This window comes from Veillonella magna DSM 19857 (assembly GCF_000428745.1).
GTDB lineage: Bacteria > Bacillota > Negativicutes > Veillonellales > Veillonellaceae > Veillonella_A > Veillonella_A magna.
In genome coordinates this window covers 21692-46139 of record NZ_AUAN01000012.1, presented here as the reverse complement: position 1 = coordinate 46139, position 24448 = coordinate 21692, and the positions used below count along the sequence as shown (strand labels likewise).

Here is a 24448-nt window from a genome sequence, read left to right as displayed (position 1 = left end):
AAAAAGTATCCTACGATAGCTATGCAGAATGCCCTTCGTAAGACCGGGCTTCAAAGAGCTATCGTAGGATACTTTTTTATCTATTCATTTCATTCGTAAGACTTGACTGCTAAGACATGAGTCGCCCTCTTGGTTATGTGGTTTATATCTTATAGTAAATGATGTTCTTTTGCGAGGGAACGGATTTCTTGTTCTGATAAGCCGGTGTATTTGCTAATTAAAGCTATGGAGGCTTTGTCCTCCAACATGGATATGGCCATTTTTTGCGCGCGCAATTGACTGCCGGCAGCTTGTCCTTGCTTTAGCCCTTGACTCAGTCTCTCTTTGCGTCCAGCAGCTAATCCTTCCTTACGTCCAATGGCAATTCCTTCACGAATACCATCATTATGTCGCACCAGTAATTCCATTTCGTAGTCTATTATATCTTCATGGACTAATAACGATCCAGTAGGTAACGCGTAAGAAAAATAAGTATCGGTGTTGGTGGCTTCATCTGCGGATATATTTCTTCTCTTAGACACGGTGTCTATTCTATCAGACGTAATGCTATCCACATTAGAAGAAAGTCGTTTGGTAATCATATAATCCCTCCTTACTATTAAAAGTACGAGGAGGAAGTGTTGTTATCCTATGTAACTTTTGAACTGTTCATTATTCTACTCTCGGTGCTAGTGCGTACTCTCAGTATTGATTTATAAAAGTCCTATATATGAATGCTATACGTCATGACTTACGGAGACTATTTTATTTTTACAAAAATTTATTATAATTTTATAAAATATATTTACAGAATAACATACTCTTTAGTATAATACTACCAGGTAATTATTTTATCTCCTCGCTATGTCATTTTCACAATACGATGACATAACCCTATATATAATTCCCACACATGATACGACACTCTAATTATATATAGAATAGAATAATTACTACACACAGCGGAAGGCACCTATGTCAGATTCAATGACCCCTTGACATAGGTGTCTTCCGCTGTGTTTCTTTATGATTTGTATGAAAAGATATATGATTAAAATAAGGAAGTTGATAGATAGGTAAATAATAGTACATGAATTGTATAAACGTTATAACAAATAATAAATATAATTTATAAAAAATACTTTACATGTATATGTATTCTTTAGTATAATGATTGTGGTAGTTATTTGAAGCACTGTATTGTGTCATCTTCACAACCTCGTGACATGCTATAGTTCTATATATTTTTCCCAACAACCTAAATATATAGGCTTAAGTAATTACCGTACAGAGAGAGTACCTATGCTATATCCAACACTCTTGTCCCCACTGCATAGGTGCTCTTTTTTATTTAAGTATCATATAGTATATGGACATGGATGCTATATGTATCTTGTTAATGTATTTCCTCGGTATTTGTGTATGTGAGGAGTTATACGGAAAAAAGAAGAGATTTATATAGAGTGCAGTTGGCACAAGTAGTAGAAGAAGAGAACGGCGGTAATCACAAGTATTTCCGCTGTTCTTTTTCGCTATATTACGCTGAATAACGTTATAAATAAGTAAAATATTTAATTATCTATGGAAATCAAAAAAATACCTAGAAATACCTAGAAATATCTTTACAAAAACCAATGAGTGTAGTTATAATATGAAACGGAAATATACTATGGTTTATGTATACTTTAAATTGGCTATAGTGTAGTGGGTTGTGCTTTGTATTTTTTTTGTTTTGGGGACATGTTAGGAGATGACGATGAGAAAGGGTAAAAATAAGTTAACTCTTACGACAGCTTTTCGGAATGGGTCATCCGAAAAGAAAGAATTGTTAACGAAAAGCGTATTATCAGCGTTGGTAGTAGGGACGGCCTTTACGGCTGCACTAGGCGTAACCTCTACGGTAAGTGCAGTTGAACAGGAGCACAAAGTAGCTGATGTTAATAACCGCATCGCTATGTACATGACCGGCAGTGACAATGTAGATGCGACGGCGACAACTACGGATGCTATTGCTATCGGTAATGGCGCGGCTGCAACTACGTATGGCACCATTGCTATCGGTGCCAATACCGGTGGTATATCTACAGATAATGAAGAAAATCAGGCGAGTACAGCAACAAATGCTATTTATATTGGACACCATGCCGGTAAGAGTACATCCGGTGAGGCAGTGGTGGCGATTGGTGCCAATGCCGGTGATAATATGTCCGGTAGTAGTACGATAGCGATTGGTCCTACGGCAGGTGGCAGTGCAGCTGACGCAGACATGATGATCGCTATTGGTGAGCAAGCCGGTTATACGCAGCAAGGTGCTAAGAACATACATATCGGTGGAAATACCGGTTATGAGCAGCATGGTACAAGAAATATCAACCTAGGCAATCAAAGCGGTATGGAGACGGTAGGCGATGACAATTTCTTTGTCGGCTCCGAAGCAGGGTACCAAGCACAAGGCAGCGGTAATATTATGATCGGTAAACGGGCCGGTACAAGATGGGATGATAAAGAAGAGGATGTAGCAGCTGATATTACACCGGTCCAAGGAAGCAATAATATTTTTCTTGGTGAGTCCAGTGGCATGAGTACTCATGGGGATAATAATATTGCCGTAGGTCCTTATGCAGGACGTGCAACACAAGGTTCTAATCAAGTAGCCGTTGGTGATCATGCCGGAACGGCCGTACAAGGTGAGTTTAATACATCATTGGGTGCGAGTGCCGGTCCTGGCATGGTTGGCGATTATAACATAGCCTTAGGTGCAGAAAGCGGCGATCGTCTGGTCGGCAGCCATAATGTTGTGGGGGGTTACAGAGCCGGTCGATTAGGAAATGGTAGCAGCAATACCTTGCTCGGTATGTATGCCGGTGAAGCTGTTGTGGGAAGCTATAATGCAGCGTTAGGTTCACATGCCTTTAACGAGGGTAAAGGCGAAGCCAATACCGCAGTAGGTCATATGTCGATGTACAAGTCCCGTGCGGCACGCAGTGTGGGTATAGGTAGCGATGCCGGTTATATGATGGAAAACTTAATAAGAGAAGGAACGAGTGACCCCGGTTATACCTATACGGCACTTGATGGTAGTGCGCAGGCCAATGCTATCGGCAACGTGGCCGTTGGTTATAAGGCAGGTCGTTTGGTGAAAGGCGAAGGCAATACCTTCATCGGTGACGGTGCCGGTGTAGGCAATCAAAGCGCAACGCCTATCAAGACTCGTCAGAAAGAAGTGAATTATGCGGTAGCCATCGGTGCGAACGCTACTACTGTAGGCAATGAAATGATTGCGATCGGTAGAGAAACCGGTGTAGGCTCTGATAAGAATGCCAAGTCGGTATTTATTGGTTCCGGTGCCGGTGTAAATAGTCATGGCAATGATAACGACACTCGTAATGTGTACATTGGTGAACAGGCCGGTAAAGAAGTGACCGGTGCTTTAAATACAATGACCGGCGTTGAAAGCGGTATGAACAGTACCGGTAATCGAAATGCTTTCTACGGATACCAGGCCGGACAAAGCAATAGCGGCGGCAACAACGTAGCTGTCGGTCACAGAGCGTTAGTGGCGAATATGGGCTACAGCAATGTAGCTGTCGGTGAACAGGCCGGACTCAATACGTTATCTTCCAACATGGTAGCTATCGGTAACGGTGCCGGTGTCATGATGGATAATTTAAAAAACACCGGTTCATTACAAGCTCTTGATGGCGGTAGTATGTTGACGGCAGTCGGCAATATTGCTATCGGTGATAAGGCCGGTCGTTTGGCTAAAGGTCAAGGCAATGTGTTCTTAGGAAGCGAGGCCGGTGTAGGTCAGCAGGATGCCAGCAGCAAGACGGAACAGAAAGAAGTAAATAATGCTATCGTGGTGGGTACCAAAGCAAAATCTACCTCGGATGATACTATTGTGTTGGGGCGTGAAAGTGGGATAGCTGACGATGCGGAAAACTCTATTGCGATTGGTAGTGAAAATACTATTACGAATGCTCAGGTAGTTGCATTGGGGAATGGCATTACTACTACGGCAGCTAACTCTGTATTTTTAGGCTCCGGCAGTGCGTATGTTGCCGATGATGTAGACCGTACGAAAGGCACGGCTAATGATTACACTTCTATGGGCAATGGTGAACACAATTATACATTTGCCGGTGGCGATCAAGTTGTTGGTGTAGTCAGCGTGGGTTCCGGCACAGCTACACGTCGTATTCAGAATGTGGCCCCGGGCTTTATCGGTGTACATAGCACAGATGCTATTAATGGTAGCCAGTTGTATGCTGTAATGAATACACCGGTTCGCATCTCCAGTGGCGGCAAAGTAGCAGACAGCGGTTACACTAAGGGGAGCGCAGTGACGCCTAATGAAGGGTCCTTTACAGTAAACGATCTTGCCTTTGATTTTGGCGATGGCTTACTGGCGAAAGCTGTAAAAGATGGCAATAAGAACGTTATCTTCGTAGGGCTTGATAAAGAAACGATTAATAATGATGAAAGCTTCCGTGGCCTTAAAGGTGAAACCGGAGACAAAGGCCCACAAGGTGACAAAGGTGAAACCGGAGATAAAGGTCCACAGGGTGATAAAGGTGCAACCGGTGACCAAGGTCCGCGCGGTGAGCAAGGTGCTAAAGGTGAAACCGGAGATAAAGGTGTAACCGGAGACCAGGGAGCTAAAGGAGAGACCGGCGACCAAGGTCCACGCGGTGAGCAAGGTGCTAAGGGTGAAACCGGTGACAAGGGTCCACAGGGCGACAAAGGTGCAACCGGTGAGCAAGGCCCACGCGGTGAACAAGGCTTACAGGGCGAACAGGGCCCACGCGGTGAACAAGGCCCACAGGGAGAACAAGGTCCTCGGGGTGAACAAGGCGCCAAAGGTGAAACCGGAGACAAAGGACAGACCGGTGATCAGGGAGCTAAAGGTGAGACCGGAGATAAAGGACAGACCGGTACAGAAAATGTTACTAAAGAGACGACTGTAGTTAAAAATGTAGCCGGTAGTGCTATCTTTAAAGCCGGTGTAACCGAGGATAATAAGGAAGGTTATCTCGTTACTAAAATAGGTGATACGATTTACAAAGTGTCTGATTTAAATAAGGACGGTTCCGTAAAAGAGTCTGCGACGCCGGTAAATCCTGAGGATGTAGCAGCTGTACAGGTATTGACTGATGTAAATCGTGATAGTAGTGTTCCTGTAAAGTTAACCAATGTAGAGAATGGAGATAAAACTGAGAATTCTACGGATGCAGTAAACGGTGGTCAGTTATACGCGGTAGAAAAGAAAGTAGATACTAATACGAAACGCATCGATCAGGTAGAACAGCAGGTTGGCAATAATACACAAGCTATTCGTGATCTTCGGAAAGAAAGCCGTAAAGGCGATGCGATGAATGCGGCTCTTGCTGCTCTTAAACCGGTAGCCTATAATCCGGCAGAACCGACACAGATTATGGCCGGTGTAGGTACATATCGAGGTGAACAAGCAGTTGCTGTTGGTGCGGCACATTATGTAAATGGTCGTACTATGCTTAACGGTGGTATTGCTTATGCAGGTAACTCTCATGTTATGGCCAACTTAGGTGTAACATGGCGCATCGGTAGTGGAGAGGTGCCGAAAGCTACTTCTGAATTTGAAGATGAAGTGAAAGAGTTACGTGCTATGGTAGCTGAGTTGAGAGAACGTTTAGCTGCTATCGAAAAGGGTAAATAGTAGCTATCTATTATAACCGTGAGTGGGATCACGTTGTAAAAGAAGATTGGGTATATATAATAAATAAAATAAACTCCTGTAGGATGGGTATAATCAAGACTCTGTCCTACAGGAGTTTTTTATTTACTAAATTCTCATATCAATGGTGTACCAAACAAATTTTTTGGTGGATTTTCAAAACAAACCTAACGAATTGTTAGGTAAAAGTTATAAATCAAAATAATTTTTATGTTAGTGATGATTAAAAGACATAGCATATGCAAGAAGTGAAATTAGGATAGAGAGAACAGAAGAGATAAAAGAAAAATCGCATAATCACTGACTTTGTTGAATTTTATTGATAAATTAATAATGTATATCCTATAGAAATTCGATTAAATTCTTTACTGTGCTGAAGAAAATTTTCTAATAAACATATAAAGTGTGATTAATTATAACCAAACAGCAATTGTTGTATGCCAAACTGTATGTTATGATGTGGCCATAGGGAAACCTAAAAAATTGTTAGATTGATTACCAAAAACAATAGGTAAACCAAAAAGATTGTTAGGGAGGGCCTATGCAATATGGTTTAAAGCAACTGGAGCAAATCGCTCATGGGCTTGCGATGCAATTTGGTAGCTCGTGTGAAGTGGTTATCCATGATGCGAGAACAAAAGGCATGGAAGGCACCATTGTTTGCATAGAAAACGGCGAGATATCCAATCGTCGCGTAGGTGATGGACCTTCCCATGCAGTACTGGAAGCCATTAAAAGTGGCGACAAAGAGTTGGCTGATCGGTATGGATATTTAACAAGAACCAAGGACGGTCGCGTGTTTCGGTCCAGCACCATTTATATCAGAGATGAAGACGGCAACATTCATTATGTATTCTGTATCAACTCGGATATTACGGATTTGTTGAATCTGCAAAAAGCGGTAGCCGGTATTACCGGTAGCACGGGTCTTACGGAAGGTCCCGCGGAAAAACCGGATGCGGAACGAATTACCACCAGCGTAGCGGACTTACTGGATGATTTAATTGCGCAAGCGGTAGCCTTGGTGGGTGTACCAGCCGGTGAAATGACGAAAGCCCAACGGTGTCAGGCGATTAAATATCTCAATGATGCCGGAGCGTTCTTAATATCTAAGGCAGCCGATAAAATTACTGATTACTTTGGTATTTCAAAATTCACGTTATACAGCGATCTTAATTCGGTAAAGGAAAAAGACGCCGCATTATAAAGGAGGAGTACAACGGAATGGATGCAATGAAATGGGTAGTTAATACGATGACGAAGTCGGAGGATAAAAATCTGGCGATTATGTCCATCGAAGAAGGGGAAAAAGCGAGAGCCTTTCATCAAAGCTTCCCGCAGTATGAGGTAACTCCGTTGACGGAGCTGCCGCTGATGGCGGATCATCTTGGTCTCGGTACCTTGTTTGTAAAGGATGAGTCGTATCGTTTTGGTTTGAACGCTTTTAAGGTATTGGGCGGCTCCTACTCTATGGTTAAGTATGTAGCTCAGAAATTGGGTAAGGACGTATCGGAATTAACATATGATGTATTCACTTCCGAAGAGCTCCGCAAGGAATTCGGACAGGCGACCTTCTTTACTGCCACTGACGGCAACCATGGTCGCGGTGTAGCGTGGGCAGCTAAACGGTTAGGTCAAAAGGCAGTTATCTTTATGCCGAAGGGCACCACCGAGACGCGCTTAAAGAATATTGAAAAAGAAGGCGCTACGGTTACTATCGAAGAGTTAAATTATGACGATTGCGTACGCAAGGCAGTAGCGGAAGCCGCTAAAGTTGATAACGGCGTAGTGGTTCAAGATACGGCTTGGGACGGCTATGAAGAAATTCCGAGTTGGATTATGCAGGGCTACGGTACGATGGCATTGGAAGCCGGCGATCAGCTTAACGAAAAGGGCGTTATGCCGACACACATCTTTGTTCAGGCCGGGGTTGGTTCCTTAGCCGGTGCGGTTACCGGATATTTCACTAATCTTTATAAGGATGCACCGGTAAAACCGAAGATTATCGTTGTGGAAGCACAGGCAGCCGATTGCTTGTATCAAGGCGCTTTGGCCGGCGATGGTAAACCGCGTATCGTAGGCGGTGACCTTCAGACGATTCAGGCCGGGCTTGCTTGCGGTGAACCGAACACGATTTCTTGGGATATCCTGCGTAACCATGTGGATGTATTCGTATCTGCTCCTGATTGGGTAGCGGAATTGGGTATGCGCATGACGGCAGCACCGCTTAAAGGCGATAAACCTATCGTATCCGGTGAATCCGGTGCGGTTCCGTTCGGTACGGTAGCGGCGATTATGACGATGGATGCGTATAAAGAGCTGCGTGATGAATTAGGTCTTGGCAAAGATTCTAAGGTGCTTTGCTTCTCCACCGAAGGGGATACGGATCCGATTCGCTACAAAGAAATCGTATGGGAAGGTAAAAACTTCTAAGACAATAGCGACACAATTACCGTTACGTTATGGATAGTAACGGTAGCCTCAACTAAGTAACACGAATGAGTAACACATGATTTGATATACACTTCTAATACATAGAACGCATGTAAAGTAGGTTGGACACAGAGGAGGAATTTTACAATGGATTTTGAAGCAATTAAAAAAGCGGCACAGGGATATGAAGGCGCTATGACTAAGTTTTTACGTGACTTGGTTCGCATTCCGGGCGAAAGCTGCGATGAAAAAGGTCATATCGACCGCATCGCCGAAGAAATGCGTGCCGTTGGCTTTGATGAAGTTGTCATCGATAAACAGGGGAATGTACTCGGTTACATGGGTACCGGTAAAACATTGATCGGTTATGATGCTCACATCGATACAGTAGGTATCGGTAACCGCGATAACTGGGAATTCGATCCGTATGAAGGCTATGAAACAGAAACCGAAATCGGTGGTCGTGGCGTATCCGACCAGATGGGCGGTATCGTATCCGCTGTGTACGGTGCTAAGATTATGAAAGACTTAGGTCTTTTAAATGATAAATATAAAGTGCTCGTTACCGGTACGGTACAGGAAGAAGACTGCGACGGTCTTTGCTGGGAATATATTATCAAGGAAGACGGTGTTCGTCCTGAATTCGTAGTATCCACGGAACCGACGGACGGCGGTATCTATCGCGGTCAGCGCGGTCGTATGGAAATCCGCATTGACGTTAAAGGCGTATCCTGCCATGGTTCGGCTCCGGAACGCGGCGACAATGCGATTTACAAAATGGCCGATATTCTTCAAAACATTCGCGATCTTAACGAAAATGATGCCGAAGAAGGTACGGAAATTAAAGGTCTCGTAAAAATGCTCGACCCGAAATACAACGATCAGTGGGAAGAAGCTCGCTTCTTGGGTCGCGGTACGGTAACGACTTCCGAAATTTTCTTTACCTCTCCGAGCCGTTGCGCTGTAGCCGACTCCTGTGCAGTATCTCTTGACCGCCGCATGACGGCCGGTGAAACTTGGGAAAGCTGCCTCGATGAAATTCGTGCATTGCCGGCTGTTAAAAAATATGGCGACGATGTAAAAGTATCCATGTACCAGTATGATCGTCCGTCCTACACCGGTCTTGTATATCCTATCGAATGCTACTTCCCGACTTGGGTTATTCCGAAGGATCACAAAGTAACGGTAGCTTTGGAAGAAGCGTATAAAGCATTGTACGGTGAAGAACGCATCGGTGACTCCACGACTATCGAAATGCGTAAAGCTCGTCCGCTTACCGATAAATGGACCTTCTCTACAAACGGTGTATCCATCATGGGCCGTAACGGCATTCCTTGTATCGGCTTTGGACCGGGTGCGGAAGCACAGGCACATGCGCCTAACGAAAAAACTTGGAAAGAAGACCTTGTACATTGCGCCGCTGTATACGCAACCTTACCGGGCATGTACTGCAAATAAAAATCCTATACATACCGACGGCGACCTCGCGTCGCCGGAGTGGTATGGTGCAACAAATATAATAACTATAAATTGAAAAGAGGATACAACAATGACTGATTTCAACAAAGCAATTAAAGACTTAGAAAAATTGGATTTCAAAGGCATGTTCGGTGATGATTTCTTCTTGACTTGGGAAAAATCCGAAGATGAATTAAAAGCTGTTTGGGCTGTAGCCGATGCTCTTCGCGCTCTTCGCGAACGCAACATTTCGACGAAAGTGTTCGACAGCGGTCTCGGTATCTCCTTGTTCCGCGATAACTCTACCCGTACTCGTTTCTCCTTTGCTTCCGCTTGTAACTTGTTAGGTCTTGAAGTACAGGATCTCGACGAAGGTAAATCGCAGATCGCTCACGGTGAAACCGTACGTGAAACGGCTAATATGATTTCCTTCATGGCTGATGTTATCGGTATCCGCGATGACATGTATATCGGTAAAGGGAATGCCTACATGCATGCTGTAGCTGATGCAGTTAAGGAAGGTAACGAAGACGGCGTATTGGAACAGCGTCCGAACCTTGTTAACCTCCAGTGCGATATCGATCATCCTACACAGTGCATGGCCGATGCAGCACATATCATCAACGAATTCGGCGGCCTTGAAAACCTTAAAGGCAAAAAAATTGCTATGACTTGGGCATACTCCCCGTCGTACGGTAAACCGCTTTCCGTACCGCAAGGTGTAATCGGTCTCTTCACTCGCCTTGGTATGGAAGTTGTATTGGCGCATCCGGAAGGCTATGAAGTAATGCCGGAAGTAGAAGAAGTAGCTAAGAAAAATGCACAGGCATCCGGCGGTTCCTTCCGTCGTACCAATAGCATGGAAGATGCTTTCAAAGATGCAGACATCGTATATCCGAAGAGCTGGGCACCGTTTGCAGCTATGGAAAAACGTACCAACTTGTACGGTGAAGGCGACATGGAAGGCATTAAAAAGCTGGAAAAAGAATTATTGGAACAGAATGCACAGCACAAAGATTGGGCTTGCACTGAAGATATGATGAAATTAACGAAAGATGGCAAAGCATTATACTTACACTGCTTGCCGGCAGATATTACGGGGGTAAGCTGCGACGAAGGTGAAGTAGATGCTACTGTATTCGATCGTTATCGCGTACCGCTTTACAAAGAAGCAAGCTACAAACCGTATGTTATTGCAGCTATGATTTTCTTGAGCAAATTCCAGGATCCGGTAGGTCTCTTAAAAGAATTAGAAGAAAAGGGAACTAAACGGGTTCTCCGCTAAGAGAGACGAGAGCTACTTGGGGTTCCCAGGTAGCTCTTTATGTTTACAAAAAATGAAGCTTATAGATATAGAAGCACAGGTATTAATTGAGGTGGAATTATGAAAAAACGCGCTGTTATCGCCTTAGGCGGTAATGCTTTGGGAAATACATTGCCGGAACAGATGATTGCCGTAAAGGGAACATCTAAGGTTATCGTCGATTTAGTGGAAGCCGGCTATGATGTGGTAGTTACGCATGGTAACGGTCCGCAGGTAGGCATGATTAATAACGCTATGGCAGCATTGTCTAGGGAAAATCCGAAGCAGCCGAATACGCCGTTATCCGTATGTGTGGCCATGAGCCAAGCATACATCGGGTATGATTTGCAAAATGCGATTCGCGAAGAGCTGCTCAATCGAAATATCAAGGATTTGGCAGTGTCGACTATGGTAACGCAGGTACGCGTGGATGAAGAAGATCCAGCGTTTCAGCATCCTACAAAACCGATCGGTCATTTCATGACGGAAGAAGAAGCTAAGTATGCAGAAGAACATTACGACTACAAATGCGTAGAAGATTCCGGTCGCGGCTGGCGCCGTGTCGTAGCTTCGCCGGCACCGGTAGAAATTGTGGAATTGGAAGCCATTAAACAGCTCGTTGGCAAACAATTGGTGATTTGCTGCGGCGGTGGCGGTATTCCGGTTGTACACAACGGTAATCATTTATCCGGTGCTTCGGCCGTTATCGACAAGGATTGGACCAGTAGCTTGTTGGCTGCCGAAATTGATGCGGATGTATTCATTATTTTGACGGCAGTAGAAAAGGTGGCTGTAAACTTTGGTAAACCGGATCAGCAGTGGCTGGATGATATTACTGTAGAAGAAGCTCGTCAATATGCGGCAGAAGGTCAGTTTGCTGCGGGCTCCATGCTTCCTAAGGTGGATGCAGCGATTAAATTTGCGGAAAGTAAAAAAGGTCGTACGGCTATTATTACACTTCTCGAAAAAGCCCGTGAAGGTATTGAAGGTAAAACGGGGACTCGAATTCACTTATAAGCCGTTACAGGAAGGAGTTACCTATGATTTTGCTTGGTGAAGGCACAGTAATTACACGGGATCCTGCCAATCCTATCATCACCCGCGGGGCAGTGGTAATGGATAAGGGAGCCATTGTGGAAGTCGGTGCGTATGATACATTGAAAAGTAAGTATGCGGATGCGACCGTTGTAAACGCGCACGGTAAATTGATTATGCCCGGATTTATTAACGCGCATCATCATATTTATTCGGCTCTTGCGCGCGGACTTAGCATTCCCGGTAATAATCCAACCAATTTTAATGAAATATTAGAAGGCTTATGGTTTTTCCTCGATCGCCATTTAAAGAAAGAGGACGTGTGGGCCAGTGCGGTGGCTACCTATCTGGCGTGCATTGAAAACGGCGTGACATCTATTTTTGATCATCACGCCAGTTATGGGGAAACGGAAGGGTCCCTTAGCGTGATTGCCGATGTAGCGCGTCAATTCGGCGTGCGTTCCTGTCTTTGCTATGAAGTAAGCGATCGCAACGGCCATGAAGAAATGGAAAAAGCGGTAGCGGAAAACGTACGCTTTGGCAAGGAAGCGGCTAAGGATCCGGCGCATTTAGGTGCCATGTTTGGTTTACATGCATCGTTTACGTTAAGCGATGATACGTTGGCGTATGTAAGGGAACAAAATATAGATAAGCTAGGCTATCACATTCATGTAGCGGAAGGTATGGCCGATGTGGATGACAGCTTGGCCAAGTACGGTGTACGGACGGTGGAACGGTTGTATCGTCAGGGGATTTTGGGCGATCGCACGATTGCCGGTCATTGCATTCACGTAGATGCGGAAGAAATTAAACGTTTGCAAGAGACAAAGACGACGGTGGTACATAATCCGGAAAGCAATATGGGTAATGCTGTAGGGGCACCGGACATCCTAGCATTGTACAAAGCCGGTGTACGACTTGGTCTCGGTACGGACGGCTATACCAGTGATATGCTGGAATCGTATAAGGTGGCCAATTGCTTGGTAAAACACAGAAGCGGGCTACCGAATCAAGGGTGGACGGAAATTCCAACGATGCTCTTTGACAATAACAGAGACATTGCTGGTGATTTCCTTAATGCCCAGGTAGGCATACTGAAGGCGGGAGCGGCAGCGGATGTTATCGTAATGGATTACACGGCACCGACGCGATTAGATGCAACAAATATAAACGGACATTTGTTGTTCGGCGCCAACGGTATGAATGTAATTACTACTATCAGTGACGGTATCGTGCGTATGCAGGATCGTCAGTTGGTAGGTATGGATAAAGAAAAGCTGATGGAAGAAGTACGCCGCGTAGCGGACGGACTTTGGAAGCGGCTGTTGGCGTAAGACGGATAAGTATCCGGTATCTAATTAGACAAAGGAGAGTGTCCTCATGAGCGACATTATGTATCCCGTATGTTTTGATACCTTAATGAATCATATTTTTAAGGAATATGCGTTGCATAACCGTATTTTTAATGTAGAGTCAATACATCGCTATGAAGGAAGCAATACCTTATCGGCTTTCGGCGTGACGATGGAAAATCCCTTGGGACCGGCAGCCGGTCCGCATACGCAGTTGGCGCAGAATATTGTAGCAGCCTATGTGGGCGGGGCACGTTTTATCGAGTTAAAAACCGTACAGACCATGTATGGCGAAGAACTGGGCATTCCTCGTCCGTGCATTAACTCTAACGATGAAGCATATAATGTGGAATGGTCATCGGAATATCGCGCTGATGAAGCCATGAACGAATACATCAAAGCATGGTTTGCGGTAAAGCTTATCAGCAAGGAATTCGGCTTTGGCGATCCGAACGGCTTTATCTTTAATATGAGCGTAGGCTATAACCTAGCCGGTATCAAGGACCCGTTGATCGATGGTTTTATCGAAAATCTAAAAAAAGCAGGGGCTACCCAATGCTGGCAGAGCTGCAAGGAATGGGCGTTACAAAATCTTCATCGCTTCACCAATGTTGATGCAGCTTATGTGGAAAGCATTAGCGATGAAATTTGCCAGTCCATTACGTTATCCACCATGCACGGTTGTCCGGCCAATGAAATTGAATCTATTTGCGAATATCTCATTACGGAAAAGAAACTGAACGTATATCTGAAATGTAATCCAACGCTGTTAGGCTATGACACGGTACGCGAGCTACTTGATGCAACGGGCTTTGATTATGTTACCTTTGATAAGCATCAGTTCGAAGTCGATCCGGGAATGAATGATGCAGTGCCGATGATTCAGCGTCTTCAGAAAGTGGCGGAAGGCATTGGCAAACAGTTTGGCGTGAAGTTGACGAATACCTTCCCGGTGACAATCGGACACGGTGAATTGCCGGGTGAGCAGATGTATATGTCCGGTAAGTCCTTGTTCCCGTTGACGATTTCCGTTGCGGCTGCGTTGGCGAAGGCTTGCGATGGTAAATTGGCCATTTCTTACAGCGGTGGCGCGGATCGCAAGACGATTAAACGCATTTTTGCTGCCGGCATTTGGCCGGTAACCGTATGTACGACGCTTCTTCAGGGGGCCGGCTACAATCAGCTGGATGCCTTGGCGAAGGAAGTGGAAGCCGTAGACTATGGTACAGTGGGAACACTTGATGTAGCCGCTATTGAAGCATTGGCAGAGGAAGCCAAGAGCAACCAAGCCTTACATAAAACAGCGGCTATGCGCAAAAAGCGTGATGCCAAACCGGGCTTCCAAGATGCGCATTCCACGGACTATGCCTGCAAGATTACTTGTGGCAACTGTGTTCGCGTATGCCCGAACAGAACTAACGAAATGATTACCGTAGATGGTAAAAAATTGATTATACATATTGATGAATCGTGTAACGAATGCGGCAACTGTGCTTGTAATTGTATCGAGCCGTGCCAACCGTATAAGGATCGCTTGACGCTCTTCCTTGATGAAGCGCGAATGGAAGCCAGCACGAATGATGGTTTCTATAAAGAGGGAGATCGGTGGGGATTCCGCTTTAAAGGGCAGCGTGGCGTAGCGCCGTTAGCGGATGTACCGGCGGAGCTGCAACCGATTATTGCAACGTTTGAAGAAACGATGCCGTATTATTTCTAGCCTATGTGCATAATGTAGATAAATATTACAGGTCTGCGGTACTGGTTGGTATCGCAGTGCCTGTAATAGTGATAACTAATGAAGGGAGGTTCCTTGTATATGTTTCGTTTTCAGGTAAATGGTGAGTGGCGCGAGTCCGAAAAAGACATGAAGCTACTTGATTACTTGCGTGATGAATTGCATTTAACGGGAACTAAAGACGGCTGTGGTGCCGGTGCATGCGGTGCTTGTACGGTAATCGTAGACGGTAAAAAAGTAAAATCCTGCGTGTTTAAGTTGTCCATGTTGGAAGGTAAGCACGTAGTTACTATAGAAGGTTTGACCGAACGGGAACGTGAGGTCTATGCGTACGCGTTCGGCGAGTGCGGTGCTGTACAGTGCGGTTTCTGCATTCCCGGTATGGTCATCAGCGCAAAAGCGTTGTTGGATGAAAACCTCAATCCTACGCGTGATGATGTAAAGCTGGCGATTAACGGTAATATTTGCCGTTGTACGGGCTATGTAAAAATTGAAGATGCCATCTTGATGGCTGCTAAATTTTTCCGCGAAGATTTACCCATTCCGCAAAGTGATCGGTCCGGTAAAATCGGTACGCTGCTTCACCGGGTGGATGCGAAGGAAAAAACCTTGGGCACCGGTCGTTATGTAGATGATATGGTATTGCCGGGTATGATTTATGCCAAGGCAGTACGCTCTAAATATCCGCGGGCTATCGTAAATAAAATCGATATTTCAAAAGCAAAGGCACATCCGGACTGCGTAGAAGTATTGGTGGCAAAGGATGTTCCTTTTAATAAGACCGGTCATATCATTCCGGATTGGGACGTACTTATTGCAGAAGGCGATACGACGCGCTATGTAGGCGATGCCATTGCTTTGGTGGCGACGGCTCATAAAGAAACGCTTGATGAAGTATGCGGGTTAGTCGATGTAGATTATACGGAATTGGAACCGATTACTTCGCCGGCGCAGGCATTGGCGGAGGGCGCTCCGAAGCTACATCCGAAAGGGAATGTACTGGCCCATGAAGTGTTGTCTCGCGGCAATGCGGAGGAAGCTATTGCTAACGCTAAATATGTGGTGACGCGTCATTATTCGACTCCGCAAACAGATCATGCGTTTATGGAACCGGAATGTGCGATTGCCGTAAAACGCGATAATGGCGAACTCGATTTATATACGGGCGGACAAAGTGTATACGATGAACAGCATGAAGTATCACGGATGTTAGAAATTCCGGCAGAGGCCGTACATGTACACAGCATGCTCGTCGGCGGCGGCTTCGGCGGTAAAGAGGACATGAGCGTACAGCACCATGCGGCGCTTATGGCGTGGAAAACGGGTAAACCGGTAAAGGTTAAATTCTCTCGTCAGGAAAGTCTGGACATTCACGTAAAACGTCATGCCATGGAAATGGATATTACCACCGCTTGCGACGAAGAAGGCAACATCGTTGGCAGTAAGGTAATTATCGTATCCGACTGTGGTGCCTATGCATCCTTGGGTGGCCCGGTATTACAGCGTGCCTGCACGCACTCCGGTGGTCCGTACCATTACGATAACTTTTATGTGGAAGGCACCTGTGTATATACCAACAATGTACCGGGCGGCGCGTTCCGTGGTTTCGGGGTAACACAAAGTTGCTTCGGGCAAGAGGTAAATATCGACTTGCTCGCAGAGATGGTAGGCATGGATCCGTGGGAATTCCGTTATAAAAATGCGATTCGCCCCGGTGAATCGTTACCGAACGGGCAGTTAGCCGGACCGGAAACGGGGCTGGTGGAATGCCTTGAAGCCGTTAAGGATGCTTACTATGCCGGTGAACGTACGGGGCTGGCGGTATGCATGAAGAACAGTGGTATCGGCGTAGGTTTACCGGACGTAGGTCGAGTGCGTCTCGTGGTTATTGATGGCAAGGTACATATTCGTACGTCGGCCGCTTGTATCGGTCAGGGCATCGGTACCGTGGCTACGCAGATTCTATGCGAAACGGCAGGTATTTCGGCAGATGATGTAGTTATGGAAGCGCCGGATACGGATTTAACGCCGGATTCCGGTACTACGACGGCATCAAGACAGACCGTCTTTACCGGTGAGGCTACCCGCAAAGCAGCTGCCGATCTTAAAGAAGCGTTGGCAGGTAAGACGCTTGCCGATTTGGAAGGTATGGAATTCTACCAGGAATATCACGGTATTACCGACAAGATGGGATCGCCGAAACCGCATCCGGTCAGCCATGTGGCATATGGTTACGGTGCTTGTGTGGCGACTATCGATGAAAAGAATTTTGTGTCCCAAATGGACGTGGCGTTCGATGTAGGTCGCGTCATCAATCCGAAGGCCTGCGAAGGTCAGGTGGAAGGCGGTACACTCATGGGCATGGGGTACGGCGTTTCGGAAGATTTCCTTATGGATAAGGGACAAGTAAAAAGTAAATACGGCACCCTTGGCCTTCTTAGAGCCAAGCAGCGCCCTCAAATTCATGTAAGCTTTATTGAAAAGGGAACGCCGGATCAAATGGCGTACGGTGCCAAAGGAATTGGTGAAATCAGCAGTATCCCAATGGCTCCGGCTATTTCAAATGCGTATCGTCGTATTGATGGTGAGGAAAGACGTTCCCTTCCACTCAAACATACGGGGTATAAGAAATAGTCAGGAGTTGAAGAAGAATGAAACAAGGCGAAACAACAGTAAGTCCGGTAGACCAAATTCTGCCGGTAGGCCATATGTTTGCCTATGGATTACAGCATGTATTGGCCATGTATGCCGGTGCGGTAGCCGTGCCGATCATCGTGGCCCAGGCATTGGGGCTCAGTACGGAGCAGCTTACATATTTAATTAATGCCGACCTTATGGCTGCCGGCATAGCTACGTTGATTCAAACATTGGGATTTTGGAATGTAGGGGCTAAAATTCCGATGATTCAAGGGGTAAGCTTTGCATCGGTAGCGCCGATGCTCGTCATCGGTCACGAGCAAGGGTTGCCGGGCATTTTCGGAGCGGTTATGGTAGCCGGGGCGGTAGCGTTTTTCCTATCGCCGTATTTCAGCCGCTTAATTCGATTCTTCCCGCCGGTTGTTACGGGGACAATCATTACTCTTATCGGTATTTCTTTGTTGCCGGTAGCCGTGCGCTGGGCCGGCGGCGGTAATCCGGCAGCTCCGGATTTTGCAAGCATGCATAATTTGTTATTGTCGCTCATTACCTTGGGTATTGTTGTGATTGTATATCGTTGCTTTAAAGGGTTTATCAGCAATTTGTCCATTCTCATCGGCTTGGTAGGAGGTACCTTAATCGCCTACTTTATGGGCTATGCTAATTTCTCGGCTGTGGAACATGCAGCTTGGGTGGGCATTGTACCGCCATTGTTCTTTGGTGTACCTACCTTTGAACTATCCGGTATTATCTCCATGGTTGTAGTTATGTTGGTTATTATGGTGGAAACGACCGGTGACTGCATTGCTATCGGTGAAATCGTTGGTCGCCGCATTGACAAACCGCGTTTGGCTGCATGTTTACGCGCCGATGGGTTATCTACGTTTATCGCATCAATCTTAAACAGCTTCCCGCATTCCGCTTTTGCCCAGAATGTAGGCCTCGTGGCGGTAACGGGGATTAAGAGTCGCTTCGTAGTAAGTTGTTCCGGTATTATCTTATTGGCCTTGGGCTTATTCCCTAAAATGGGCGCGCTTATTGCGTCGATTCCGAGTGCCGTTCTCGGCGGAGCAGGGCTTGCCATGTTCGGCATGATTATTGCCAGCGGTATTCGTGCATTGGGTAAGGTGTCCTTTGACGGCAACTACAACCTGATGATCGTAGCCGTCAGCTTGAGCCTGGGAATGATTACATTGGCAGAGCCGCACTTCTTCAGCAAATTCCCGTCTTGGGCACAGATTGTCATGCACAGTGGGATTACCTTCGGTAGCTTAGTAGCGGTTGCTATGAATTTGCTTCTTAACGGCAGTGAAGGACATCCGTCAGATCGTCCGGATAAAATAAAGTAACTTACGTACGTCGGCATCACGTCATACATCGGTATAACGTCATACATCGGAGTAACGTGTGTCGGTGTATTAAGATGTATTAATAAGAGAAAGCTAATGTATGTAAGTTTATTGATAAGAAAAAAGGAATTTTGCTTACATTTGTCGAAATATGTGTAATAGGTATGCCATCAAAGCGGGACCACAAAGGGATGCAAGAACAGGTCGTAGTATCAAGTTTCACGATTAGCGTATAACTAACGCAGAATTTAGAGGTGAACCATGAACGATAACGTAAAAGACCGCGACATCCATCCGGTCGATGAGATGCTACCGGTGACGCAGCTGTTTGCGTATGGCCTTCAGCACGTGTTGGCCATGTATGCCGGTGCAGTAGCAGTACCTATTATTGTCGCCCAGGCGATGCACTTGTCGCCTGAAGAACTGATTCGTTTGATCAACGCGGACTTATTCACATGCGGGATTGCCACGTTGATTCAAACCATCGGCTTTTGGAAAGTAGGGGCTAAGATTCCTATGATTCAAGGCGTAACCTTTGCTTCCGTAACTCCGATGATACTCATCGGGGTTGAACACGGCATGACGGCGATTTACGGAGCCATCATTGCGGCAGGTTTATTTACCTTCCTCATTGCGCCGTATTTCAGTCGTTTAATTCGTCTGTTCCCACCGGTAGTAACCGGTACCATTATTACCATTATCGGTATTACATTATTGCCGGTATCGGTACGTTGGATTGGTGGGGGCGGAAATCCGAATTCCCCGGATTTTGCAAGTCCCATGCATCTTATGTTAGCCTTTATTACCTTGTGTATCGTTATCATTGTATATCGTTATTGTAAAGGCTTCTTAAGTAATATCGCTGTTTTGATTGGTCTTATCGGTGGCACGGTGATTGCTATGCTGCTGGGACAGGCTAATTTTAGCGAAGTAGGGCGTGCCAACTGGTTTGATATCGTAACTCCCTTGGCCTTCGGTGTGCCGGTCTTTGATATAGGCTCTATCATTTCGATGTGTATCGTAATGCTCGTCGTTATGGTAGAAACGACCGGTGACTGCATTGCTATCGGCGAGATTGTAGGACGACCTATCGGACGCAAAAACTTGGCTAAGTGTTTGCGCGCGGATGGTCTTTCTACCTTGCTGGGCGGTATTCTTAACAGCTTCCCGTACACGGCATTTGCACAGAATGTAGGCCTTGTAGCGGTAACACGCGTTAAGAGTCGTTTTGTAGTGGCTGCGTCGGGCATCATCTTGGTGGCCTTAGGGCTATTCCCGAAAATGGCGGCTATCGTAGCCTGCATTCCTAACTCCGTATTGGGCGGAGCCGGTCTTGCCATGTTCGGTATGATTATTGCCAGCGGTATTCGCGCATTGTCTAAAGTTAACTTCGAAGGCAATTACAACCTGATGTTGGTAGCTATCAGTATCGGTATCAGTATGATTACATTGACTGTGCCGAACTTCTACCACAACTTCCCAGGTTGGGCAAAGATTGTGCTTCACAGTGGGATTACATTGGGCAGCTTGACAGCGGTGATTCTCAACCTGATTCTAAACGGATTCGGCGAGGAATATCATGTAGAAGAGGATTAGTTTTGCAAATCAAGGTTCCCGCTTGGATACTAAAAAAGTCTGTAAGCTATATTCCATCGGAATGTAGCTTGCAGGCTTTTTCTTATAGTTGCGTGGGCAACGGTCAGGGGCAGTCGGGTTAAGTACAATACAAATTATAGGACCTCATGGAACTTGGCTAGTTATGTTATAATAAAAAACAGGTGTAGGCGATCATGAGGTAGTTGATTTTATAATAATGTGTAAGCCGACGGTGATGCCGTCGCGCAGTATAGGAGTATATATGAAAGACATGACAACTGCTAAGGTAATCGCTATTTCTATCAGTGAAAAGAAGGGGCAGAAAAAACATAATATCCCCGAAGCGGAGCTGATTGCCGATTTTGGAATGAAGGGAGATGCTCATGCCGGTAAATGGCATCGTCAAATCAGTTTGCTCGGTATTAAGAGCATCGATCTTATGCGGGCCAAGGGAGCCGATGTAGCGCCCGGCGATTTTGCGGAAAACATTACCGTAGAAGGGGTAACCCTGTACGAACTGCCGGTAGGCACGGTTATGCACATCGGTGATAGTGTGGTGCTGGAAGTTACGCAGATTGGCAAGGAGTGCCATTCCGGTTGTGAAATTTTTAAACAGGTTGGTTCTTGCATCATGCCGACACAGGGCATTTTTGCAAAGGTAGTAACGGGTGGTATCATCCGTGTCGGTGATGCGCTTCGCATTGAAACAGTAGCGTAGCTGCGAAGAGAAAGGTAATTATATGGTAACGGATTCATGGGGGCGAACAATTGAATATGTACGTATCTCCTTGACAGAGGCTTGCAATTTTTGTTGCCCCTACTGCAGGCCGGAAGAGATTACTCCGGAAAGCCAACATAATTTAGTCAGTGCTGATGAGTGGATGGTTATTCTCGAAGCCTATCATCGCCTTGGGGTGCGTGCTTTACGGCTTACCGGCGGTGAACCTTTGCTGTATCCCCAGTTGGAAGAGCTTTTGCAGCGCGTAGCAGCTACGGGATGGTTTGAAGATATTTCAATGACTACCAACGGTAGCTTGCTGGCACCAAAGGCAAAACGGCTTCGTCAGCTCGGCTTGAGTCGCGTTAATATTAGCTTGGATGCCGTGGATGAAACGACCTTTGATGCGCGCACAGGTCGGCGCGGACAGATGGCAAATGTGTTGGCCGGTATCGAAGCCGCCCTGCAGGCAGGCTTTGTGAATGTAAAAATCAACACCGTTCTTATGGAGTCCTTGTCCGATGATTCGGTACGAGCGCTGTTGGCGTATATCGATAGATGGCCTGTTATTTGGCGTTTTATCGAATACATGCCTTTCCAAGGCGATACGTTTAAGGGACCGTCGTTTGAAGAATGGCGTGCGCAATTGGAACGACTTACCGGTGGCGAGCTTCGTGAAGTGCGTCACGTACATGGCTTTGGGCCGGCGTCCTATTATGCATTGCCGAACGGTCGCGAGGTAGGATTTATTTTTCCCATGAGTCATAGCTATTGTGATTCCTGTAATCGTGTACGCATGACGGCGGATGGCAAGTTGCGGCTTTGCCTGTTGCGGGATGACGAAGCGGACATTGCCCGACAGGTGCGCCAAGGACTGGATAGTGAGGCACTGGCTATGTATATTGCGGAGGCCTTACAGTTGCGCAAGGAAAAGCATGATGGTATAAGTATGGACACACCGCAGCGAGAAATGTGGCGTATCGGCGGTTAGGTTATCGTTGAAAGGGGAACGCAATGCGGCAATACATATATGGTGTTGATGAAACCGGTCGGACGGTGCAGGGCTATGAACTGAGCAATGAAGAGATAATGGTGCGCTTCATTGATTACGGCGCGCGACTGACGGATTTTATTGTAAGACCGTTAGCCCGTAATATTGTATTGGGATTTCCTTCGTTAGAAGGTTATCTGCACGACGGGGCATCCTTAGGAGCTACCGTAGGACGTGTGGCCAATCGCATAGCGGATGCGTGCTTTACAATTAACGGCAAGACCTATTCGTTTTCGCCCAATGATGGAACGCATCTTCTGCACAGCGGATCTGCCGGATTGGGAACGATACTGTGGCACCAAGGGGAGTTACCCCCGGGTCTTTTGACAGTCATGAGTGATGCCGATGACAGTGTATGTCTCACGGTGACTATGCCCGGTGAGGTAGATGGGTTTCCCGGCGATGCAGAGGTCTACATGATGGCCGGCCTTTATGGTAAAGAGCTGCGGTTAACCTATTACTATCGGACTACCGAGGATTCGGTGGTAAATATAACAAACCATAGTTACTTTAATCTCAATGGCACCGGCGATATATTGGATCATGAGGTGCGATTGTATGCGACACATTATGCGCCGTTTGGACGACCGCAGATTCCCGACGGTTCCATAGTTACGGTGAAGGGAAGTCCCTTTGATTTTACGGCGTGGCAGCGGATGGGGCGGCAGCTTCATAGGTACAAGGAGGCGTTAGCACTGTATCGCGGTTACGATCATCATTATGTGACGCAGCCTCCGGCGATGGACATGCCGTGCGTTATACCTGATGGGACTAAACAAGGCATCGTAGCTGATAATATACGGTTGATACACGAAAATGATGAGGTAAAGGGCAGTGAAGAGGCGACACATATGCTGTGTGGATCCTTTCGTACGTGTGATATCATGCTGACCATCAGTTCCGATGCGCCGGGCTTTCAGTTGTATACGGGAAACTGGTTGGATGATGCGGCAGGCCGTGAAGCGTATGGACCTTATGCGGGCATATGCATTGAGCCGCAATTTATTCCCAATGATGTAAATTTACCTGCATTTCGTCAATCGTTAACAGAGAAGGGGCGTTGGTATAAACGGACCATTGCGTATACGGTGGATACTTCTATGACGGAGTAAATAATAAATGCGTATCGAGTACATACATATAGCGAAACGAACAAGTACATGCAAATGTGTCTTGTATAGCGATAGGTGTAAAAAAAAAGATTGCTGTAGAAATTGATATAAAAAGGACGGCTGACCGATTAGGTTGGCTGTCCTTATTTATTTTTCTTAAACTGGATATACACATAGATACAAAAGTAAGGTACTATGTACCTACAGGAATTGAGAAAAAGGAGCGATGTATATGTCACAGTTAGCAGAAAAATTAGATACTCATACAGGGGCATCGTCATTACACACCACAAAGCGGTTAACCGTAGCCGCCGTCTTCATGGCTATGAATATTGCCCTTAGTTCGGTGAGCGTACCGGTGCCGGGCGGTCATTTATATGTAAACGATATTATCATTTGTTTGGCAGCGTTGCTGTTTACACCGCGGGAAGCATTTTTTATCGGCGGTGTAGGTGCGTTCTTAGGTGACTTCTTCTTTTATCCGGCACCTATGTTTGTTTCCCTCGTTACGCATGGATTGGAAGCCTATGCGGTATCGTCGTTGGTAGCGCGTACCGGTTGGACACGATCAAAGCTGTGGGTGGCTTTTGCATTATTGGTGGGAGCCGTTATCATGGTTACCGGCTATTCCTTGGGGCGTGCTTTCGTGTACAGCACACCGGAGTATGCGTGGATTAAGCTGCCTTTTGAAATACTCCAAGCCGGTATCGGTGTAGTGGTAGCGTACTTCGTATATTTCTTCACCGGATTTTACGGGTTATGGCAGTCCTACTGGAAGCGATAATAGAGAGCGCGATTTCTTTTTACAGAGGGATACTTCTTTTGGCAGGGCGCCGTCTCTTTTTACAGAGAGATATTTCTTTTTAGAAACCTTGTATTTCCATTTAACCCCCAATTTATTCCATTCATCGTAAAAGCGTTTACGACCTCCCCCGATATAGAGTAGAATGCGTACAGGTAGAAAAACTACTACGGAA

16 protein-coding genes are annotated in these 24448 nt (G+C 46.1%); 15 read left to right on the top strand and 1 reads right to left on the bottom strand.

The window, feature by feature from the left end; all coding sequences use genetic code 11:
* Positions 1 to 149: 149 nt before the first annotated feature.
* Complete coding sequence (locus G344_RS0105455) at positions 150 to 581, bottom strand: hypothetical protein (protein ID WP_028255327.1); 432 nt, start codon at positions 579 to 581, stop codon at positions 150 to 152.
* A 1154-nt stretch (positions 582 to 1735) separates the two neighbouring features.
* Between G344_RS0105455 and G344_RS11470 the strand changes: the two genes are divergently transcribed.
* The 15 genes from G344_RS11470 to G344_RS10755 all read left to right on the top strand — a co-directional run bounded on the left by G344_RS11470 (position 1736) and on the right by G344_RS10755 (position 24255).
* Positions 1736 to 5674: a YadA-like family protein gene (locus G344_RS11470; protein WP_051245777.1), complete on the top strand. Its 3939-nt coding sequence runs from the start codon at positions 1736 to 1738 to the stop codon at positions 5672 to 5674.
* A 559-nt stretch (positions 5675 to 6233) separates the two neighbouring features.
* Complete coding sequence (locus G344_RS0105445) at positions 6234 to 6899, top strand: helix-turn-helix transcriptional regulator (protein WP_028255326.1); 666 nt, start codon at positions 6234 to 6236, stop codon at positions 6897 to 6899.
* 17 nt (positions 6900 to 6916) lie between these two features.
* Positions 6917 to 8125, top strand: coding sequence for a diaminopropionate ammonia-lyase (gene dpaL / locus G344_RS0105440; RefSeq protein WP_028255325.1), 1209 nt, complete (start codon positions 6917 to 6919; stop codon positions 8123 to 8125).
* 147 nt (positions 8126 to 8272) lie between these two features.
* The gene (locus tag G344_RS0105435; protein WP_028255324.1) at positions 8273 to 9583 is read left to right on the top strand and encodes a YgeY family selenium metabolism-linked hydrolase; all 1311 of its coding nucleotides are present in this window, start codon (positions 8273 to 8275) and stop codon (positions 9581 to 9583) included.
* A gap of 91 nt (positions 9584 to 9674) precedes the next feature.
* Positions 9675 to 10868: a knotted carbamoyltransferase YgeW gene (gene ygeW / locus G344_RS0105430; RefSeq protein WP_028255323.1), complete on the top strand. Its 1194-nt coding sequence runs from the start codon at positions 9675 to 9677 to the stop codon at positions 10866 to 10868.
* 99 nt (positions 10869 to 10967) lie between these two features.
* Complete coding sequence (gene arcC / locus G344_RS0105425; protein WP_028255322.1) at positions 10968 to 11903, top strand: carbamate kinase; 936 nt, start codon at positions 10968 to 10970, stop codon at positions 11901 to 11903.
* 23 nt (positions 11904 to 11926) lie between these two features.
* Positions 11927 to 13255: a putative aminohydrolase SsnA gene (ssnA, locus tag G344_RS0105420; RefSeq protein ID WP_028255321.1), complete on the top strand. Its 1329-nt coding sequence runs from the start codon at positions 11927 to 11929 to the stop codon at positions 13253 to 13255.
* A gap of 46 nt (positions 13256 to 13301) precedes the next feature.
* On the top strand, positions 13302 to 14990 hold the full coding sequence (locus tag G344_RS0105415; protein WP_028255320.1) for a selenate reductase: 1689 nt from the start codon (positions 13302 to 13304) through the stop codon (positions 14988 to 14990).
* Between the two features lie 99 nt (positions 14991 to 15089).
* Positions 15090 to 17642: a selenium-dependent xanthine dehydrogenase gene (xdh, locus tag G344_RS0105410; protein ID WP_028255319.1), complete on the top strand. Its 2553-nt coding sequence runs from the start codon at positions 15090 to 15092 to the stop codon at positions 17640 to 17642.
* Between the two features lie 17 nt (positions 17643 to 17659).
* Positions 17660 to 18994 carry a nucleobase:cation symporter-2 family protein gene (locus tag G344_RS0105405; protein WP_028255318.1) on the top strand — a complete coding sequence of 445 codons (1335 nt, stop codon included), beginning with the start codon at positions 17660 to 17662 and terminating at the stop codon, positions 18992 to 18994.
* Positions 18995 to 19300: 306 nt separating this feature from the next.
* Positions 19301 to 20590 (top strand): nucleobase:cation symporter-2 family protein, encoded by a 1290-nt coding sequence (locus G344_RS0105400; RefSeq protein WP_374014747.1) that lies wholly within the window; start codon positions 19301 to 19303, stop codon positions 20588 to 20590.
* Between the two features lie 271 nt (positions 20591 to 20861).
* Positions 20862 to 21308: an MOSC domain-containing protein gene (locus G344_RS0105395; protein ID WP_028255316.1), complete on the top strand. Its 447-nt coding sequence runs from the start codon at positions 20862 to 20864 to the stop codon at positions 21306 to 21308.
* A gap of 22 nt (positions 21309 to 21330) precedes the next feature.
* Positions 21331 to 22299, top strand: a complete 969-nt coding sequence (moaA, locus tag G344_RS0105390) for a GTP 3',8-cyclase MoaA (protein WP_028255315.1) — start codon at positions 21331 to 21333, stop codon at positions 22297 to 22299.
* A gap of 23 nt (positions 22300 to 22322) precedes the next feature.
* Positions 22323 to 23471, top strand: coding sequence for an aldose epimerase family protein (locus G344_RS0105385; RefSeq protein WP_028255314.1), 1149 nt, complete (start codon positions 22323 to 22325; stop codon positions 23469 to 23471).
* A gap of 232 nt (positions 23472 to 23703) precedes the next feature.
* Positions 23704 to 24255: an ECF transporter S component gene (locus G344_RS10755; protein ID WP_038155034.1), complete on the top strand. Its 552-nt coding sequence runs from the start codon at positions 23704 to 23706 to the stop codon at positions 24253 to 24255.
* Positions 24256 to 24448 lie beyond the last annotated feature (193 nt).

Coding starts and splice junctions, on each gene's coding strand:
- arcC (WP_028255322.1), top strand. CDS start 10,968: ATGAAAAAACGCGCTGTTATCGCCTTAGGCGGTAATGCTTTGGGAAAT.
- G344_RS0105405 (WP_028255318.1), top strand. CDS start 17,660: ATGAAACAAGGCGAAACAACAGTAAGTCCGGTAGACCAAATTCTGCCG.
- G344_RS11470 (WP_051245777.1), top strand. CDS start 1,736: ATGAGAAAGGGTAAAAATAAGTTAACTCTTACGACAGCTTTTCGGAAT.
- dpaL (WP_028255325.1), top strand. CDS start 6,917: ATGGATGCAATGAAATGGGTAGTTAATACGATGACGAAGTCGGAGGAT.
- G344_RS0105400 (WP_374014747.1), top strand. CDS start 19,301: ATGCTACCGGTGACGCAGCTGTTTGCGTATGGCCTTCAGCACGTGTTG.
- G344_RS0105415 (WP_028255320.1), top strand. CDS start 13,302: ATGAGCGACATTATGTATCCCGTATGTTTTGATACCTTAATGAATCAT.
- ygeW (WP_028255323.1), top strand. CDS start 9,675: ATGACTGATTTCAACAAAGCAATTAAAGACTTAGAAAAATTGGATTTC.
- G344_RS0105395 (WP_028255316.1), top strand. CDS start 20,862: ATGACAACTGCTAAGGTAATCGCTATTTCTATCAGTGAAAAGAAGGGG.
- G344_RS0105455 (WP_028255327.1), bottom strand. CDS start 581: ATGATTACCAAACGACTTTCTTCTAATGTGGATAGCATTACGTCTGAT.
- G344_RS0105445 (WP_028255326.1), top strand. CDS start 6,234: ATGCAATATGGTTTAAAGCAACTGGAGCAAATCGCTCATGGGCTTGCG.
- ssnA (WP_028255321.1), top strand. CDS start 11,927: ATGATTTTGCTTGGTGAAGGCACAGTAATTACACGGGATCCTGCCAAT.
- G344_RS0105435 (WP_028255324.1), top strand. CDS start 8,273: ATGGATTTTGAAGCAATTAAAAAAGCGGCACAGGGATATGAAGGCGCT.
- G344_RS0105385 (WP_028255314.1), top strand. CDS start 22,323: ATGCGGCAATACATATATGGTGTTGATGAAACCGGTCGGACGGTGCAG.
- moaA (WP_028255315.1), top strand. CDS start 21,331: ATGGTAACGGATTCATGGGGGCGAACAATTGAATATGTACGTATCTCC.
- xdh (WP_028255319.1), top strand. CDS start 15,090: ATGTTTCGTTTTCAGGTAAATGGTGAGTGGCGCGAGTCCGAAAAAGAC.
- G344_RS10755 (WP_038155034.1), top strand. CDS start 23,704: ATGTCACAGTTAGCAGAAAAATTAGATACTCATACAGGGGCATCGTCA.